Source organism: Zoogloea sp. 1C4 (assembly GCF_009469605.1).
Lineage (GTDB): Bacteria > Pseudomonadota > Gammaproteobacteria > Burkholderiales > Rhodocyclaceae > Zoogloea > Zoogloea oryzae.
Window position 1 is genome coordinate 530,697 of the sequence record NZ_SSXU01000001.1, and the last position, 16,416, is coordinate 547,112.

The following is a 16,416-nucleotide window of genomic DNA, read 5'->3' on the forward strand; positions in this document are numbered from 1 at the left end:
CCATGTTCCACATCAAGCAACTCGAACTGGTCCACTGGGATTACTGGCGCCGCTTCAACCTGCCGCTGGACGCCCAGATCATCACCATCGTCGGCCCCAACGGCTCCGGCAAGACCACCCTGCTCGACGCCCTGCGCACGCTCTTCGGCCTGCGCTGCTCCGGCAAGCGCGACTTCCGCCGCTACGTGCGCCGGGCCAACCGCAGCTTCGCGTGGATCCGCGCGGTGGTCGCCAACCGCCCGGGCAGCACCGGCAAGCGCCCGTTCTTCCCGTGTCTGAAGGACGAGGTGACGCTCGCCTGCCGCATCCGTCGCGCCGGCGGCGACTGGACCCGCGACTACGCCATCGCCGACGGCGACGTGCCCATCGAGGCGCTGGAAGCCAACGAGGACAAGGCCGTCGAGTGGGTCGGCTACCGCGACTACCAGAGCCGCCTCGCCTGGGGCGGCCTCACCCCGGCCATCGCCAAGGTGCTGGCGCTCGAGCAGGGCGACACCGACAAGCTCTGCGAATACTCCCCCAAGGCGCTGCTGGAGCTCGTATTCGACGTCTTCGGCGACAAGGAAGTCCTCGACAACTACGACCTCGCCCGCGAGGAGCAGAACAACGCCGAGCGCGAGCTCGCCGCCCTCGGCCTCGACCTCGACCGCCTGCGCGCCCAGGCCGAAGCCAAGCGCCTGGAAGCCGACCGCTTTCTTGAGTGGAAGCAGCTCGACGACGAAGCCCGCGCCCTCGCCGCCGAGATCGTGCCGCGCCTCGAAGCCACCGAACTCACCCGCGACATCGGCCACGCCTGCAGCGACATCGCCCGCGACAAGGACGACCAGCAGCGCTGCAGCCTTGAGCTCGCCGATCTGCAGACGCGCATCCGCAGCGTCGAAGCCGAAAAGGCCGCCGCCGACGCCGAGCGCAAGGCCGCCCGCAGCGCCGACCTTGAAGCCGAGAAGGCCCACCTCACCGCCCACGACGAAGTGCGCGACGCCGAGAAGCTCCTGGCCGAACGCAGCACCCTGCGCGCCCGCCTCGCCCGCGAAGCCGGCGAGGCCGCGGTGGACCTGGAAGCCGCCTACGCCAAGGCCGACGCCCGCCTGCTCCACCTGCAGCGCCAGGAGCGCGATGCCATCGCCGCCTTCGAGGAGCGCACCAACCAGCTGCGCGCCACCCGCGATTCCCGCGGCTCGCCCACCGACCCGGAAGTCAGCCGCTTCCGCGCCCGCCTCAAGGAAGCCGGCATCGCCCACCGGGCCCTGTCCGAGATCGTCGAAGTCACCGATCCGGGCTGGCAGGGTGCGCTGGAGGCCGTGCTGCGCCCCTACCGCCACGTGCTGCTGCTGGCGCGCGAGCAGGACCGTCACGCCGCCTGGGCGCTGGGCGAGCAGGAGCGCTTCCGCCACTTCATCGTGCCCGAGCTCGAAGCCGCCCCGCCGGCCAACCGCGGTTCGCTGGCCGAAGTCATCCGCTTTGCCGACGCCGTGCCCCGCTGGCTCGCCGACCTCCTCAACCGCATCCAGCGCGTCGAAGATGCCGACGCCGCCCGCAGCCTGCCCCGCGAGACCGAGTGGATCACCCGCGACGGCTACCACCGGGAGCGCCGCGGCGCCCGGCACCTGGGCAAGCCGCCCGAGTTCCACTTCGGCGAGCTCGCCCGCGCCGCACGCCTCAAGCAGCTGGACGCCGACATGCACAGCATCGACGCCCGCCTGCGCGAGATCCGCCCGCAGCTCGACGCCGCCAAGGAAGAAGCCGACGCCCTGCGCGCCCGCCTCCACGGCATCGAGGCCGCCCAGCTGCTGGCCGCCCGAGCCGACGCCTTCGACGCCGCCGAAGCCGCCCTGCCGGCAGCAAAAACCCGCCTCACCGCTGCCATCGCGGCCCGCGCCGAGGCCAAGGGCCAGGTGGACACCATCGACCAGCGCCTGCGCGGCATCGACATCGAACTCGACCGCCGCAAGGGCGCCATCAACGGCCTCACCCGCCGCCTGAAGGAGCTCACCGACGCCGCTGCGCCCCGCCGCGCCGAACAGGCCCGCCGCATCCTGCGCCTGCGCCGGCTGCGCCGCGGCATGCCCGCCGACTGGCGCGACGCCCAGCAGAACGCGCTGCTCGCCGAGAAATACGGCGACGCCCGCGGCGCCCGGTCCGAGCTCGACCGCCTGCGTCAGCGCCTCGCCGACGGCGACTGGGTCACCGACGACACCGTGCTCACCCTCGCCGGCCGCCTGCGCGCCGACGTCACCGAGCGCGAAACCCAGTACCAGGAGCGGGAGCGCCATTGCAACGCCGCCCGCCACATCACCACCGAAGCCCGCGCCGCCTACATCGCCAAGCTGCGCGCCACCGTGCGCCAGTACGGTAAGAACCTGCGCGCCCTGGGCGAGCTGGCCAACGTGGATGTGGACTGCCCGGTGCCCCACCTCGAAAACGACGACCGGGCGCTGTCCGCCGCCGGCCTCGAGGTGCGCTTCGACTTCGACCGCAAGGGCGCCGTCGGCCTCAACGACGGCGAAGCCTCCGGCGGCCAGCAGGTGATGAAATCCCTGATCCTGCTCATCGCCCTCTTGATGGACGAAGCCCGCCCCGGCGGCTTCGTGTTCATCGACGAGCCCTTCGCCCACCTGGACATCGCCAACATCGACCGGGTCGGCAGCTTCCTGCGCGCCACCCGCGCCCAGTACCTCATCACCACCCCGGTCACCCACAACGCCAACGTCTTCGCCCCGGCCCAGCTCACCCTGGTCACCCGGAAGAAGAAACCCGGCGACGACTGGGCCCCGCCCATCGGCCTCATCCAGCGGGCCATCTGACGGCGGAGACGGTCATGGACTGGAGCGCGCCCGACCCAGACGGAATCCGCAGCTGCCGGCTCGACGACCCGCTGCGGGCGAGCCTGAAGGGCCAACGCAGGCTGCGCCGCGGCAGCCCCAGGCCGCTCGACCTCGACACCTGGCCGGCGGAAGACCGCAAGCTCCTCGCCGACTGGGTCCGCCGCGCATCCGACAAGGCCGTCCGCCACGAGAAGTTGCTCCGCGACGCTGGGCCCACCCGCACCACGAGGGCCGACCAGCTCCTTCAGACTTTGCTCCGAGCCGGCTCGGTCGAGATCGAAGAGCGCCATGAGCGAGGACATTGGAGGCCGTGGCAGATCCGCTTCATCGCCCCATCCGAGCTGCGGCATGACCTCGGCCTGGCCGAACCCGACGCCGACCTCAAGGCCTGGCAGGATCTCCGTCAGCGCCGCTTCTCGCTCCCCGAGCTCGACCTCGCGGCGGAAGCCCTCGACGCCCTGCCCCCGGCCCGTGCCCTCGCCCGCCACGCCCTGCTCGACGCCCTCGAGCGCTGGCAGGCCGACCAGCGCGCCGGCACCTGGCGCGATTTCGCCCAGTTTGCCCGGGGTGACACCAAGCAGATCAGCGACGCCGAGAAAGGCTGGCTGGAGCAGGCCGTCTCCCTCGACGAATTCCGCATCAGCGGCCACACGCCCCTCATCCTGCTGCGCCTCCAGGCCACGCTGCACCTGACGGACGCCACCTGGCCCCTCGCTGCCATCCCCGACTTCGCGGCCCTCACTCCGGCGACCATCGACGCCATCACCGCCGCCAGCCCCGCGCCGTCGGTCTGGCGGCTGGTCGAGAACCGGACCAGCTTCGAGCGCGTGGCCCGCACCAGCCCGCCCGACGAAGCCGTGCTGTGGCTGCCCGGCTACCCGCCCTCCTGGTGGCGGCGCGCCGTCACCACCCTGCTGCGTCACCTGCCGGCCCCCGCGCGGATCGCCTGCGACCCCGACCCGGACGGCATCGCCATCGCGCTCCAGGCCGGGCACCTGTGGACCGACGCGGGGCTCGACTGGCAGCCCTGGAAGATGTCCCCCGACGACCTCGACGCCCTGCCAGCCAAGCGCCCCCTCACCGAGCGCGACCAGGCCCTGCTCGACAGGCTGGTGGCGGGCACGCCGCTGCCCGACGCCCTCCGCGCCCTTGCCGCGCACATCCACCAGCAGCAACTGAAAGGCGAGCAGGAAGGCTATCTCTGAGCGCACCCGCCGGGCTGCTTCAGATTTCCCGGCGCCGGACGTTATTTGGCTCCACACGAATACCGTCCCGCTGCGCGCCATGCCTTCGCCCCCCGCGTCGTCCCCATCCTCGCCCCGCCTGCTCGATCTTCTCGCAGGCGCCGAGGTCTTGTCGCGGACGCGGGATCTGCGGATGATCTTCCGCACTGCTGCCGAATGTGCCATGCGCTTTCTCGATGGCAGCTTCGGCCTGCTCTTCGCGGTGCGCTTCACCCCGCCCGACCACACCGTGGGCCTCCTGGGCTGCTGCGTGTCGGACGGCACCGACACCTACTGGGACGACGTCTGCGACGGCAAATCCTGGTTGCCGGTCGATCCGCTGCTGGGCAGCTGCCTCGAGACCGACTTCGGCCACGCCATTCACCAGGAAGGCGACCTGTGGCGCCTCGCCTTCGCCATCGGCGCCCTCGGCCAGGCCCGCTGGGTACTCGAGATCCACACCCGCACCCCGCCCCGTGACGCCGACTGCAGCGCCCTCGCGCTGTTCCTGCGCTGCTTCGAGAACCAGCAGCTGCAGTGGGAATACGCCAACCTCGACACCCTCACCCGGCTCCTCAACCGCAAGACCTTCGACGACGACTTCGAGCGCCTGATCGCCGCCGCCGAGCTGGCCGAGCAGGCCCTCAAGGCGCCCCAGGAACGCCGCGAGCAAAGCCCGGCAATCACCCAGCCATGCTGGCTGGGCGTGGTGGATATCGACCACTTCAAGAAGATCAACGACAACTTCGGCCACCTCTTCGGCGACGAGGTGCTGCTGCGCGTGGCCGACCTCATGCGCCAGAGCTTCCGCAGCAACGACAAGCTCTTCCGCTTCGGTGGCGAAGAGTTCGTGATCATGCTGCGCAACGTGGCCGAGGATCACGTCCAGAACATCTTCGACCGTTTCCGCCGCGCCGTGGAACGCTTCGACTTCCCCCGCGTCGGGCGCGTGGCCTGCTCGGTGGGCTTCTCGCGGATCGACCCGCGCCTGTCGCCGGCCGAGCTCCTCGGCCGCGCCGACGAGGCCCTCTACTACTCCAAGGAGCACGGCCGCAACCAGGTCAATGGCTTCGACGAGCTCATCATGAGCGGCAAACTGCGCATCACCACCCCGGCCGGCCAGGCCCAGATCCAGTCCGACATCGACGAAATCTTCCTGTAGGGCGGCGCCGGACGGCGCGTTGCCCCCTCCAGCCCACGACGGGCGGGCCCGAATGTGTCAGAATTCAGGGCTTTGCGGCGTTTTGCGATGCTGCCGCACCCGATTCCGTTGATTGAAGAGCCCAAAATGTCCGACCAGACCAACACGCCCGCCCTGGACGAAAACCACCTGATCGCCGAACGCCGTCAAAAGCTCGCCGAATGGCGCGCCACCGGCAAGGCGTATCCGAACGATTTCTCCCGGGAGAACACCGCCGGCAAACTCGACGAGATCTACGGCGAAAAAACCGCTGAAGAACTCGAAGCGATGCCCGTCGAAGTCAAGGTCGCCGGTCGCATCATGCTCAAGCGCGTGATGGGCAAGGCCAGCTTCATCACCATCCAGGATCTGTCCGGCCGCATCCAGCTCTACGTCACCCGCGACGGCGTGGGCGAGGATGTGTATGCCGACTTCAAGCACTGGGACATCGGCGACATCGTCGGCACCATCGGTACCCTGTTCCGCACCAAGACCGGCGAGCTGTCGGTCAAGTCGTCCGAGCTGCGCCTGCTCACCAAGAGCCTGCGCCCGCTGCCCGACAAGTTCCACGGCCTCACCGACACCGAGACCAAGTACCGCCAGCGCTACGTCGACCTCATCATGAGCGACGAATCCCGCCACACCTTCGTGGCCCGCAGCCGCCTGGTCCAGTCGATCCGCAACTACATGACGACCCACGGCTTCCTCGAAGTCGAGACCCCGATGATGCACCCCATCCCCGGCGGCGCCTCGGCCAAGCCCTTCGTCACCCACCACAACGCGCTCGACATGCAGCAGTTCCTGCGCATCGCGCCCGAGCTCTACCTCAAGCGTCTGGTGGTCGGCGGTTTCGAGAAGGTCTTCGAGGTCAATCGCAACTTCCGTAACGAAGGCCTCTCGCCGCGTCACAACCCCGAATTCACGATGATGGAGTTCTACGAGGCCTACGCGAACTACCGCACCCTCATGGACTTCACCGAAGGCCTGCTGCGCCACGCCGCCCGCGAGGCGCTGGGTACCGAAGTGTTCACCTACCAGGGCCGCCAGCTCGACCTGTCCAAGCCCTTCCACCGCCTGACCATCGTCGAAGCCATCCGCAAGCACCACCCCGGCTTCACCGATGCCCAGCTGGCCGACGCCGACTGGCTCAAGCAGAAGATCAAGGATTTCGGCGAGAAGGTGAAGCCGGGCGGCCTCGGCAGCCTGCAGCTGCAGCTCTTCGAAGCCTGCGCCGAAGCCGAGACCTGGGAGCCGACCTTCATCATCGACTACCCGGTTGAAGTCAGCCCGCTGGCTCGCGCATCGGATAGCAACCCCGAGATCACCGAGCGCTTCGAGCTCTTCATCGTCGGCCGCGAGATCGCCAACGGCTTCTCCGAGCTCAACGATCCCGAAGACCAGGCCGCCCGCTTCCAGGCCCAGGCCCAGGCCAAGGACGCCGGCGACGAGGAAGCCATGTACTACGACGCCGACTACATCCGCGCCCTCGAGTACGGCCTGCCCCCCACCGGCGGCTGCGGCATCGGCATCGACCGGCTGGTCATGCTGCTCACCGACAGCCCGGCGATCCGCGACGTCATCCTGTTCCCGCAGATGCGTCCCGAGTCCGAATAAGCCACCATCGACACCCCGCCCGCCCGATTCCGGCCCGGCGGGTTTTTTCTACCGCCGCGGGTGTGACACAGGGAACGAATGTCACACAATCGCCACCCGGAGGCCCTTCAGCCCTGATATGTTCCCGCCGTTGGTTCATCGACCGTCCCCCTGCATCGCCGCCCCATGACCGAACTGAAGTCCTACGATTTACCAGAGCTGGAAGCGCTCGCCGAGCAGATCAAGGCTGAAATCGCCAAACGGGAAAAGGAAGAGGAAGAACGGGCGCGCCGCGCCGTCGAGGAAGCCGAAGCTGCGGCCCGCGCCGCCGCCGAGAAGGCCATCCGCGAGGCCGCCGAGGCCGAACGCAAGGCCAAGGAAGACGCCGAACAGGCCGCCCGCGCCCGCGAAGCCGAAACGAAGATCCGCTACATGCACCCGTCCAACCGGGCCCTCACCTGGTCGGGCGTCGGCCCCACGCCGGACTGGGTTCATGCCTGGCTGGTCACCGGCGGCACGCTTTACGCCCTTGAGATCGCCGCCGAAAAACTCGCGCCGCGGCCCATCCCCGAAAGCCTGCGCCCCCGCTGAGTCTCCCGGCGCATCGCGCCGACGCCCCCGCCACAAAACAAAAACGGCAACAATGAACCAATCATTGTTGCCGTTTTTGCTACAAATCGACCCGCGCTACCACTTGCCGAGCTGCTTCAGCTTGTCCCGCAGGCCGAACACCGGATAGCCCAGCGCATAGGCCCGCTCGGCGTGGGTCTTGGCCTCACCGTACTTCTTCAGGTCGAAGTAGGTCTGGGCAAGAAAATGCTCGGCGTCCGGGTAGTCGCTTTCCTTGTTCTCCTCGTACTTCAGCAACACCTTCAGCGCCTCGTCGGGGCGATGTTCGCTGAGCAGGCCCTCGGCCAGGGCCAGGTAGGATTCCCGCCGCTGGGGCTGCAGCGCAATGGCCTCCGTCCACACCTTCGCCGCATCGGCCTTCTTCTGCTGGCCGTACAGCGCGCGGCCCAGGTTGGCGCTCACGTACGAGAACATCGGCGCATTCCGGTTCATCTGCCCGTACGAGTAGTTGAACTCGCTCACCGCGGTATCGAACTTCTCGCCCCCACGCTTGGCGCGGCTGAGGTGGATCAGGCCGTAGCAGAAGTGATGGGGCCCAGGAATGCCCGACGGATTGCTGGCACCGCCGGACGTCTTGGGGCCTTCCGTTGCCGTGCCACGCAGTTCGAAAGGCACGCGCTGGATGTAGATCGAACCGAGGATCGCGGGACGGCAGAAATCCGGCAGCGCGTACCACTCGACGGGCGTCATCGTCACGTCGCCCGCCTCGGCCGGAGCCGCGGACAGGCCAGACAGGGCGCCCGCGCAGAGGGCGAGCAGGAGGGGAGCCTTTTTTATGCCTAGCATGATCGATTCGTTCTACGTGGCCGGACGCCGGTCCGGCAGCCGCTGGGGTTCATCGTGGGCCCACCCCGGATCGGGGCATGGCGGGCGACGCACGATCATACACATCGCCCCCCGCCGCCGCCATGACGAAAGCCTCAACCGGCCGCAGGCCGTCGCGACCCACCGATGCGCCGCACCGTTCCACGCAGGCCATCCACCTCCACCTCGTCGCCGTCCTGCAGCAGGTCGAGGACGCCCGGCAGATTGACCACCGCCGGCAGCGCGAACTCCCGCGCCACGATGGCCCCGTGGGAAAGATAGCCGCCCGTCTCCACCATCTGCCCGGCGATCGCCAGCCAGATCCGCCGGCCGGCCGCCAGCATCGAGATCAGGCCGCTGCGGGCTGCCTCGCGCTGGTTGCACTCGCGGTTGGCCGCAAGCACCACCGAGGCCAGCAGCGGCCGACGCCACCAGGGCAGGTCGCGCCGGATGCGCTGCCACGCGGCGGCGGCCGCACCACGCTGCCGTTCGCGCAGGGCCGCCGCATCGATCTCCGCCAGTGCCGGCAGCTGCGCCAGCACCAGTTCGGGCGCTTCGTCCCAGCGCGGGTTGCGGAGGTAGGTTTCGTACGGGCCGCGGTGGCCGTAGGCGTCGAGAAAGGCCTTGAAGGCAGCGGCGAAGGCTGGGGCGTCCAGCGGCCGCTCAAGGCCGGCGGCCTGCCGCGCCAGATCCAGCAGGGCAAAGCCCTGGATCGCCGTTACGCTCGGCTCGCCGCCGGCCAGCAGCCCGGCTCCGATCGCCGCACCCTCGCCCGGAAACTGCTTCTCCATGCTGTCGAGAAGCATGCTCAGGCTGGCCCCGCCCGCGCCCTGCAGAAAATGCATCCCCTCGGCCTCGCGGGTCAGCCGCAGCACGCGGTCGAGCTGCCGGAACAGGCCTTCGCAGTCGCCCGGCAGCGGCGCGCTGCGGATCTCCCGCGACAGCGCGTGCATCGACGCCACCTCCGCCAACCCCCGGCGCCGCAGGGCCGGCGCCCGGCGCAGGCAGCGCAGCGTGTTGCCCAGGTGTCGCAGGCGCTCCCGCCAACCCGGCGGGGCGACCTCAATGCACGGCTGGTGCCCGCCCATCATCGCGTTGAATCGCTCCGGCAGCAGCCCGATGGCGGAGCGCGCCTCCCACTGCAGGATCGACGCCTCCAGGTACAGCCGCCCATCGAACAACCCGGCGCGCTGGGCACCCGGCAGCAAGGCCTGGCCGGCCAGGCGCCAGCCGGGCTCCAGCAGGTCATTGACACCTCGCCGCGAGAAGGCCCAGTCCATCGGCGAGAGCGGCTCGGGCATCACCTCGCAGGTGTTGCCACGGGTCCAGATCGCCGGCTTGCCCCGCAGCGCGGGACAGGTGTTGTGGGGCCGGCGCGTGACGCGGCGGGCCTGGGTGAGCCAGAAATCGGCGCCGTCCCACACCCACTCGAGATCGTGGAACGGCGCGACGAAATCGAGGGCCAGCGCCGCATCACGGAGCAGCGCGGCCAGCGCCTCGGCCTGGGCGGTGTCGAGTACCGCCCGCGCCGCGTCGGCCGGCGCCACCGCGGTTCGGGTCGTGCCGCCCGCCGGCGCCGGCACGCTCATCGTGCCCTTGCCGCCGCGGTTCTGCGCGATCACCCGCCAGACGTCGGCCCGGTCTTCGGCAAACACGTATTCGTCGCCATCGGTCTCGCCCCCCACCAGGGTCTCGCCCAGGCCCCACTGGGCGTGCACGATCAGCCTGTCCTCACGGCCACTGACCGGGTCGCAGGTAAACGCGATGCCGGAGGCCCCGGCAGCCAGCAGCGGCATCACCACCACCGCCATCAACGGCTCGCCGGAGAGCCCGAGGCGGGTGCGATAGGCCGCCGCCGTCGGCGTATCCAGCGAGCCCCACACCTCGCCCACCGCCGTCATCAACGCAGCCACACCCCGCACGTTTAGGCAGGAGCGGTAGATCCCGGCGAACGAGGCCGCCGCCGCGTCCTCGCCCACCGCCGACGAGCGTACGGCGAGCGGCACATCCAGCCAGCCCCGGGCGACAAGTTCGGCGTGGAGGATCTGCTGCAGATCGTCGTCGTCGCGCCCGCGCTGACGGCTCCACGCCGCCGGCAACACGAAGAAATCCGGCACCGGCAGCCCATAGCGCACCAGCAGCCCAAGCTGCAGGCCCTTGCCGCCGACCACCTCGGGCGCCGCGTCGGCCGCCACTGCCGCATCGAGCGGATACATCTCCGGCTGCATGTTCATGACCGCGCTCCCATTCCGCTACACGCCAGCTCCAGCATGCGTGTCAGCTCCACCTCCAGCGACAGACCGTCTTCGGTCAGCCAGCGCAGCAGGGTCGCCAGATGGGTGAATTGGAGGTAGCCCGCCAAGAGCGCAGCCGGGATGTCGGCGCGGAGCGTGCCCGCCGCCTGCCCCTGGGCGATCAGCTCGGTGAAGATGCGATCCATGCCGCTGCGTTCGCGCTTGTCGGTGGTGAGCTGCGGATCGGCCAGCCTGAAGCGCACATAGGGCAGCAGGTAGCCCCGCCGGCTCTCGCACCAGCGCGCCTGCAGCCGGAAGAAACACGCCAGCCTCGCCGGCCCTGGCGCGGCCGCGGCCATCTCGGGCTGGATCTCCGGCCACACGGCGTGCAGCTCCCGGTGGAAGCGATGCCGCAGCAGCGCCTCCTTCACCGGGAAGTGCTTGTAGAGCGTGCCCTTGGCCACGTCGGCGGCATCAGCGATGCGCTCCATCGTCACCGCTTCGAAGCCTTCGGCCTCGAACAGCGCCCAGGCCGTATCTGCCAGGTGGTCGAGCTGCTGCTGCCGCTTGCGTTCGCGGCGCCCGGGTTCGGCCGGAAGGATATCGGTCATGGCCGACACTCCACCGCCGCCAGCAACCACCTGATCAATCGATGAGTTTGCTCGAACATGCCCGCCTCCATAGCTAAACGATGAATAAAACTATACGTCGTTCACTATTTTTGAACAAGGCGGTTCACGCACCCAAAAAGCAAAAAGGCCCGGGCTTGCGCCAGGGCCTTTTCGGATATCGGGGTGGTGGAGGGGGAAGGATTCGAACCTTCGAAGGCAGTGCCGTCAGATTTACAGTCTGATCCCTTTGACCGCTCGGGAACCCCTCCACGGGGTGCTGCAGATTAAAAATGCCAACAGGCAGACCTGCTGGCATTTTTTGAAACCGGTGGTGGACCGAATGAGGATCGAACTCACGACCTCCGCATTGCGAACGCGGCGCTCTCCCAGCTGAGCTATCGGCCCACGTAAGCCGCGCATTATAGCGGCGGTTTTTTCAGCTGAAAAGCCCCTTCTTTCAGGTTTCGTCGTCTTCGCCCGATCCCACTGCAGCACGGCCAAGGCGGTCGATGACGGCCGACCATTCCGGGCTGGCCGGCGGGGTTTCGACGAGGATGCGACGACAACCGGCGGCATCGAGATCGCGCAGCGCGGCGTAGAGATCGTGGCCGTAAGTGGCGGCGTCCGGCGCGGCTACAACCCAGCGCAGGCCGTCGGGCAGGCTGTCCGGACGCGCCATGCGGGCCAGCACGGCATCGCCGGGCTGGATGGCCGCCAGCAGATCGGCGCCCGCAATCAGCTCCAGTGGCGTGCGCGGCGCGTAGTGGGCGGCAAGGGCGCCGGAGACCCGAGGCGTCGCGTCACCCCCCTGCCCGCCTTCGTCTTCGCCACGCAGGCGCGGGCGACGGCCGATGACGCGGGCGATGTCGTCCACGCCGATGGCACCGGGACGCAGGATCACCGGCACGTCGCGGGAGAGATCGAGGATGGTGGATTCGAGGCCGACCTGGCACGGGCCGCCGTCGAGAATCAGTGGCACGCGATCGCCCAACTCTTCGCGCACGTGGGCGGCGGTGGTCGGGCTGATGCGGCCGAAGCGGTTGGCGGACGGCGCCGCGATGCCGCCACCGAAGGCGCGCAGCAGCTCAAGCGCGACCGGGTGGTTGGGCACCCGCAGGCCGACGGTATCCTGCCCGCCGGTGACGAGATCGGGCACGTCCTCGTGCTTTTTCAGGATCAGCGTGAGCGGGCCGGGCCAGAATGCACGGGCCAGCGCGATGGCCTCCTTGGGGATCGCCCGCGCCCACACCGGCAACTGCTCGGCGTCGGGCAGATGAACGATCAGCGGGTGGTCGGAAGGCCGGCCCTTCGCGGCGAAGATCTTCGCGCAGGCTTTGGGGTTCATCGCGTCCGCGCCGAGGCCATAGACCGTCTCGGTGGGCAGGGCGACGAGGTCGCCCCGGCGGAGTAGCGCGACGGCCTGCTGGATGTGGTTCATGAAGCCTGCTGGATCAGTCGCTCTGAATACCGATGGCAGCGCGGGCGGCCAAGGCCTTGGCGAGCACGTCGGCGGCGTCGCTGCCGACCACCGTGAAGTGGCCCATCTTGCGGCCGTGGCGGGCGTGGTGCTTGGCGTACAGGTGCAGCTTGAGGCCGGGCACGGCGTGGAGAATCGACCAGTCGGGCTCGCGGTAGCGGCCGTGGGGCTCGCCGCCCTCGTACCACAGCTCGCCGAGCAGATTGACCATCACCGAGGCGCTGTGCTGGGTCGTCTCGCCCAGCGGCAGGCCGCACAGGGCGCGCACCTGCTGCTCGTACTGGCTGGAGACGCAGGCATCGATGGTGTGGTGGCCGCTGTTGTGGGGGCGCGGCGCCATTTCATTGACGACCAGTTCGCCGCGGCTCACAAAGAACTCGACCGCCAGGGTGCCGATGAAGCCCAGCCGCTCGGCGATGCGCTCGGCGTACTCCTGGGCCGAATCACGCAGGCAGCCGCTGGCGCGGGCCGGGGCGATGGACACATCGAGGATGCCGCGGGTGTGCTGGTTCTCGACGGTGGGGAAGCACTTCACCTTGCCGTTCTCGTCGCGGGCGAGCACCACCGAGACTTCGTAATCCAGCGTGAGCATCTGCTCCAGCACGCAGTCTTCGTTCTTGAACTGGTGAAAGGCGTGCAGGGCCTCGGCGGCATTGGCGACGCGGGCCTGGCCCTTGCCGTCGTAGCCGAAGCGGGCCACCTTGAGGATGGCCGGGTAGAGGCTGGCGGGCGCGGCGGCGATATCGGCGTCCGACTGGATCACCGCGAACGGGCCGTGGGGCAGGCCGTTGTCGCGCAGGAAGGATTTTTCGGCGATGCGATTCTGGCACACCGCGACGGCCGACGCGCCCGGGCGCACCGGGACGAACTTGGCGAGGTAGTCGAGGGTGTCCGCCGGGACGTTCTCGAACTCGGTGGTCACCGCGGCGCAGGCGTCGGCCAGGGTGTCGAGGGCGGCGAAGTCGTCGTAGCCGGCCTGCAGGTGGCGGTCGGCGATCAGCCCGGCCGGGCTGTGGGGATCGGGGTCGAGCACCCAAACCTTGTAGCCCATTTCGTGGGCCGTAGCGACGAAGAAGCGGCCGAGCTGGCCGCCGCCGAGCATGCCGAGGGTGGCGGGCGGGAGGATCATCGGGTCAATCCTGGAATCAGATCGGGTCGAGGGTCATGGCCAGCACGCTGGCGGTCTGCTCGGCGCGGAAGGCGTCGAGTTTGTCGGCGAGGGCGGCATCGGTTGCAGCCAGCAGCGACACGGCGAAGAGGCCCGCATTGGCGGCCCCGGCCTCGCCGATCGCGAAAGTGGCCACGGGAATCCCCTTGGGCATCTGGACGATGGACAGCAGCGAATCCTTGCCCGACAGCGCCTTGGACTGCACCGGCACGCCCAGCACCGGCAGGGTTGTCTTGGCGGCGATCATGCCCGGCAGGTGGGCGGCGCCGCCGGCCCCGGCGATGATCGCCCGAAGGCCACGCGCGCGGGCTGCTTCCGCGTACTCGAACATCAGGTCGGGGGTGCGGTGGGCGGAGACGACGCGGGCCTCGAAGGGCACGCCGAACTCCTTCAGCACCTTGGCCGCAGCCTGCATCGTGGGCCAGTCGGAGTTGGAGCCCATGACGATGCCGATCACCGGCGAGGAGTTTTGGGTCAAGGTGGAAGAGGCGTTCATTGCGTGTCCAGACTGTGTTCAGAATGCGCCCGAAGGCGCGGACCGGGCATCAGCCCTTGAGTTTGGCGAGGCTGCGTTCGGCTGACACCACGGTGTTCACCAGCAGCATCGTGATGGTCATCGGGCCCACGCCACCGGGAACCGGGGTGATGGCGCCAGCGACTTCCTTGGCGGATTCGAAATCCACATCGCCGCAGAGCTTTCCGTCGGGCAGACGGTTGATGCCCACGTCGATGACGGTGGCGCCCGGCTTGACCATGTCGCCGGTGACGAACTTGGGCTTACCGATGGCGGCGACGAGGATGTCGGCGCGACGGGTGTGGAAGTTGAGGTCGCGGGTGCCCGAGTGGCACACGGTGACGGTGGCGCCGGCGGCGGTGAGGAGCATCGCCATCGGCTTGCCGACGATGTTGGAGCGGCCGATCACCACGGCCTCGGCGCCGCGCAGGGGCATCTCGATACTCTTGAGCATCTCCATCACACCGTTGGGCGTGCACGGCACGAAGGCTTCCTGGCCTTGCGACAGGCGGCCGACGTTCTCGGCGTGGAAGCCATCCACGTCCTTCTCGACGGCGATCGCCTCGAGCACTTCCTTCTCGTCGAACTGCTTGGGCAACGGCAGCTGCACCAGGATGCCGTGCACCGACGGGTCGGCGTTGAGCTCGGCGATCTTGCCCAGCACGTCGGCAGGGGCGGCATCTTGCGGATATTCGAACTTGAGGGACTTGATGCCGGCCTTCTCGCAGCCAGCCACCTTGTTGCGCACGTAAACGGCAGAAGCCGGATCACCGCCCACCAGGATCACCGCCAGACAGGGCTGGGTGCCCTGTGCGGTCAGTTCAGCCGCCTTCGCGGCGAGTTCTCCGCGGAGTTTCGCGGAAAGCGCGTTGCCATCGATAATGCGAGCCGTCATGCGAGCGCCCCTCAGGAAAAACCTGAGAGTCTACCACGACTTAGCCGTGATTCACGCACACCAGCCGCACGGCATCGGGCAGACTGCGGCAAACGTCGAGATAGTCGCCCCTTGAATATTCAACTACCCTCAACGAGCCGACCACCGCGTGTGGCGGCACTGCGAACCAGCTCCCGCGACACCGTCGATGGGCTTCGCCCGGTTTGCCGAGCAATCTCCCGCACCCCAACGCCCTGGGCGCGGAGCATTCCTATCTCTTCGCGCTCGGCAAATGACAAGTACCGCCCGGACACAGGATTCGACATGAACAAGGGCATGCCTCCACGATGACGAAACCAACGCGAGCCTACAGCCTGTGATGCGCCAACTGCTTCTGCCGCCTTCTCGCTCGTGATGCCGGTTGCGATCTGCACCCAGAACCGCCGCTCAACCTCACGGCAAAGCGAGGGTGCGCCAGGCGAGCGCATTGTCTCTCGACCTGTATCCTGCTTTTGCCACCCTGCGGATCGCCCCATACAAACCTCCAGTAAGAAGGTGTTGCGACGACCGGTTGAATCCGCCCAGTACGCCAGCGAAGCCCACCGTGCCTTGCTGAGCCGCCATGGCCTGACGGGCAGCATGAGTCGCAAAGGCAACTGCTGGGACAACGCTGTCATGGAGCGCTTCTTCCTCAATCTGAAGAGGGAGCGGGTCTGGCAGAACGACTACGCCAACCACGCCGAGGCGTGTCGTGACATTACCGATTACATCGTCGGGTTCTACAACAACGTCCGTCTGCACTCGACGCTGGGCTACCTGCCGCCCACGGCCTATGAACGGAAAACCGCTGTACAGCACCCTATCGAGGTGTCCGGTGTTACTTGACCACTACACGCTTTGCCCTCGCCGACGCACTCGACTTCAGGTGCGTGCAGGGCGTACAACCTGTCCTTGTCCTAGCGCCGCTGGGTGGGGACGCGCCGGGCACGTTCGAGCCACGGGGTGGCCACCCCCTTCAAGCCGTCGGTGAGCAGTGGCAGGCGGCGTTCGAGGTCACGCACGAACGGTTTTAGACCGTTTCTTTTCGGCTTTGTTGTTTCCAAAGCGTAACACCCCCTGAGGCATTTTGCCTGAGGGGGTGTTGAATGGTGAGTCTGACGATGACCTACTTTCACGCACGTGTGTGCACTATCATTGGCGCGGTCTCGTTTCACGGTCCTGTTCGGGATGGGAAGGGGTGGTTCCAAGACGCTATGGTCGTCAGACTGTAACTTGTACCGTTC

The 16,416-nt window shown here is 68.3% G+C and carries 12 protein-coding genes, 2 tRNA genes, 1 rRNA gene and 3 pseudogenes; 6 read left to right on the forward strand and 12 right to left on the reverse strand.

The genetic code is table 11. From position 1 onward, the window contains the following. Window positions 1-2: 2 nt before the first annotated feature. The 5 genes from GH681_RS02445 to GH681_RS02465 all read left to right on the forward strand — a co-directional run bounded on the left by GH681_RS02445 (window position 3) and on the right by GH681_RS02465 (window position 7,412). Window positions 3-2,804 (forward strand): AAA family ATPase, encoded by a 2,802-nt coding sequence (locus GH681_RS02445; protein WP_153159857.1) that lies wholly within the window; start codon window positions 3-5, stop codon window positions 2,802-2,804. 14 nt (window positions 2,805-2,818) lie between these two features. After that, complete coding sequence (locus GH681_RS02450; protein ID WP_153159858.1) at window positions 2,819-4,030, forward strand: hypothetical protein; 1,212 nt, start codon at window positions 2,819-2,821, stop codon at window positions 4,028-4,030. Between the two features lie 79 nt (window positions 4,031-4,109). Further along, window positions 4,110-5,210, forward strand: coding sequence for a GGDEF domain-containing protein (locus GH681_RS02455; RefSeq protein ID WP_153159859.1), 1,101 nt, complete (start codon window positions 4,110-4,112; stop codon window positions 5,208-5,210). A 126-nt stretch (window positions 5,211-5,336) separates the two neighbouring features. Continuing rightward, on the forward strand, window positions 5,337-6,842 hold the full coding sequence (gene lysS, locus GH681_RS02460; RefSeq protein WP_153159860.1) for a lysine--tRNA ligase: 1,506 nt from the start codon (window positions 5,337-5,339) through the stop codon (window positions 6,840-6,842). A 165-nt stretch (window positions 6,843-7,007) separates the two neighbouring features. Beyond that, window positions 7,008-7,412: an H-NS family nucleoid-associated regulatory protein gene (locus tag GH681_RS02465; protein WP_153159861.1), complete on the forward strand. Its 405-nt coding sequence runs from the start codon at window positions 7,008-7,010 to the stop codon at window positions 7,410-7,412. A 96-nt stretch (window positions 7,413-7,508) separates the two neighbouring features. Here GH681_RS02465 and GH681_RS02470 read toward each other — a convergent pair whose 3' ends face one another. The 10 genes and pseudogenes from GH681_RS02470 to GH681_RS02515 all read right to left on the reverse strand — a co-directional run. Continuing rightward, window positions 7,509-8,237, reverse strand: a complete 729-nt coding sequence (locus tag GH681_RS02470) for a CDC27 family protein (RefSeq protein WP_153159862.1) — start codon at window positions 8,235-8,237, stop codon at window positions 7,509-7,511. A gap of 134 nt (window positions 8,238-8,371) precedes the next feature. Next, window positions 8,372-10,489, reverse strand: a complete 2,118-nt coding sequence (locus tag GH681_RS02475; protein WP_228111750.1) for a PEP/pyruvate-binding domain-containing protein — start codon at window positions 10,487-10,489, stop codon at window positions 8,372-8,374. Continuing rightward, on the reverse strand, window positions 10,486-11,100 hold the full coding sequence (locus tag GH681_RS02480; protein WP_153159863.1) for a TetR/AcrR family transcriptional regulator: 615 nt from the start codon (window positions 11,098-11,100) through the stop codon (window positions 10,486-10,488). The genes GH681_RS02475 and GH681_RS02480 overlap by 4 nt, the downstream gene beginning before the upstream one ends. A gap of 184 nt (window positions 11,101-11,284) precedes the next feature. Beyond that, window positions 11,285-11,369 (reverse strand) — tRNA-Tyr (locus GH681_RS02485). Between the two features lie 60 nt (window positions 11,370-11,429). Further along, window positions 11,430-11,505, reverse strand: a tRNA-Ala gene (locus GH681_RS02490). A gap of 52 nt (window positions 11,506-11,557) precedes the next feature. Beyond that, on the reverse strand, window positions 11,558-12,538 hold the full coding sequence (locus tag GH681_RS02495; RefSeq protein ID WP_153159864.1) for an L-threonylcarbamoyladenylate synthase: 981 nt from the start codon (window positions 12,536-12,538) through the stop codon (window positions 11,558-11,560). Window positions 12,539-12,551: 13 nt separating this feature from the next. Further along, entirely contained in the window at window positions 12,552-13,706 is a 1,155-nt protein-coding gene (locus GH681_RS02500; RefSeq protein WP_153159865.1) for a 5-(carboxyamino)imidazole ribonucleotide synthase, read from the reverse strand. A 16-nt stretch (window positions 13,707-13,722) separates the two neighbouring features. Continuing rightward, on the reverse strand, window positions 13,723-14,241 hold the full coding sequence (purE, locus tag GH681_RS02505; RefSeq protein WP_153159866.1) for a 5-(carboxyamino)imidazole ribonucleotide mutase: 519 nt from the start codon (window positions 14,239-14,241) through the stop codon (window positions 13,723-13,725). Window positions 14,242-14,290: 49 nt separating this feature from the next. Beyond that, the gene (folD, locus tag GH681_RS02510; protein ID WP_153159867.1) at window positions 14,291-15,154 is read right to left on the reverse strand and encodes a bifunctional methylenetetrahydrofolate dehydrogenase/methenyltetrahydrofolate cyclohydrolase FolD; all 864 of its coding nucleotides are present in this window, start codon (window positions 15,152-15,154) and stop codon (window positions 14,291-14,293) included. 134 nt (window positions 15,155-15,288) lie between these two features. After that, window positions 15,289-15,669: pseudogene (locus GH681_RS02515) on the reverse strand (helix-turn-helix domain-containing protein); the annotation flags it as partial. A gap of 43 nt (window positions 15,670-15,712) precedes the next feature. Here GH681_RS02515 and GH681_RS02520 point away from each other — a divergent pair. Next, window positions 15,713-16,018, forward strand: a pseudogene (locus tag GH681_RS02520) (integrase core domain-containing protein); the annotation flags it as partial. An 8-nt stretch (window positions 16,019-16,026) separates the two neighbouring features. Here the strand turns inward: GH681_RS02520 and GH681_RS02525 are convergent. Both GH681_RS02525 and rrf read right to left on the reverse strand, forming a co-directional pair. Beyond that, window positions 16,027-16,131: pseudogene (locus tag GH681_RS02525) on the reverse strand (IS5/IS1182 family transposase); the annotation flags it as partial. Window positions 16,132-16,285: 154 nt separating this feature from the next. Next, window positions 16,286-16,398, reverse strand: a 5S ribosomal RNA gene (rrf, locus tag GH681_RS02530). Window positions 16,399-16,416 lie beyond the last annotated feature (18 nt).

Coding starts and splice junctions, on each gene's coding strand:
- GH681_RS02445 (WP_153159857.1), top strand. CDS start 3: ATGTTCCACATCAAGCAACTCGAACTGGTCCACTGGGATTACTGGCGC.
- GH681_RS02450 (WP_153159858.1), top strand. CDS start 2,819: ATGGACTGGAGCGCGCCCGACCCAGACGGAATCCGCAGCTGCCGGCTC.
- GH681_RS02455 (WP_153159859.1), top strand. CDS start 4,110: ATGCCTTCGCCCCCCGCGTCGTCCCCATCCTCGCCCCGCCTGCTCGAT.
- lysS (WP_153159860.1), top strand. CDS start 5,337: ATGTCCGACCAGACCAACACGCCCGCCCTGGACGAAAACCACCTGATC.
- GH681_RS02465 (WP_153159861.1), top strand. CDS start 7,008: ATGACCGAACTGAAGTCCTACGATTTACCAGAGCTGGAAGCGCTCGCC.
- GH681_RS02470 (WP_153159862.1), bottom strand. CDS start 8,237: ATGCTAGGCATAAAAAAGGCTCCCCTCCTGCTCGCCCTCTGCGCGGGC.
- GH681_RS02475 (WP_228111750.1), bottom strand. CDS start 10,489: ATGAACATGCAGCCGGAGATGTATCCGCTCGATGCGGCAGTGGCGGCC.
- GH681_RS02480 (WP_153159863.1), bottom strand. CDS start 11,100: ATGACCGATATCCTTCCGGCCGAACCCGGGCGCCGCGAACGCAAGCGG.
- GH681_RS02495 (WP_153159864.1), bottom strand. CDS start 12,538: ATGAACCACATCCAGCAGGCCGTCGCGCTACTCCGCCGGGGCGACCTC.
- GH681_RS02500 (WP_153159865.1), bottom strand. CDS start 13,706: ATGATCCTCCCGCCCGCCACCCTCGGCATGCTCGGCGGCGGCCAGCTC.
- purE (WP_153159866.1), bottom strand. CDS start 14,241: ATGAACGCCTCTTCCACCTTGACCCAAAACTCCTCGCCGGTGATCGGC.
- folD (WP_153159867.1), bottom strand. CDS start 15,154: ATGACGGCTCGCATTATCGATGGCAACGCGCTTTCCGCGAAACTCCGC.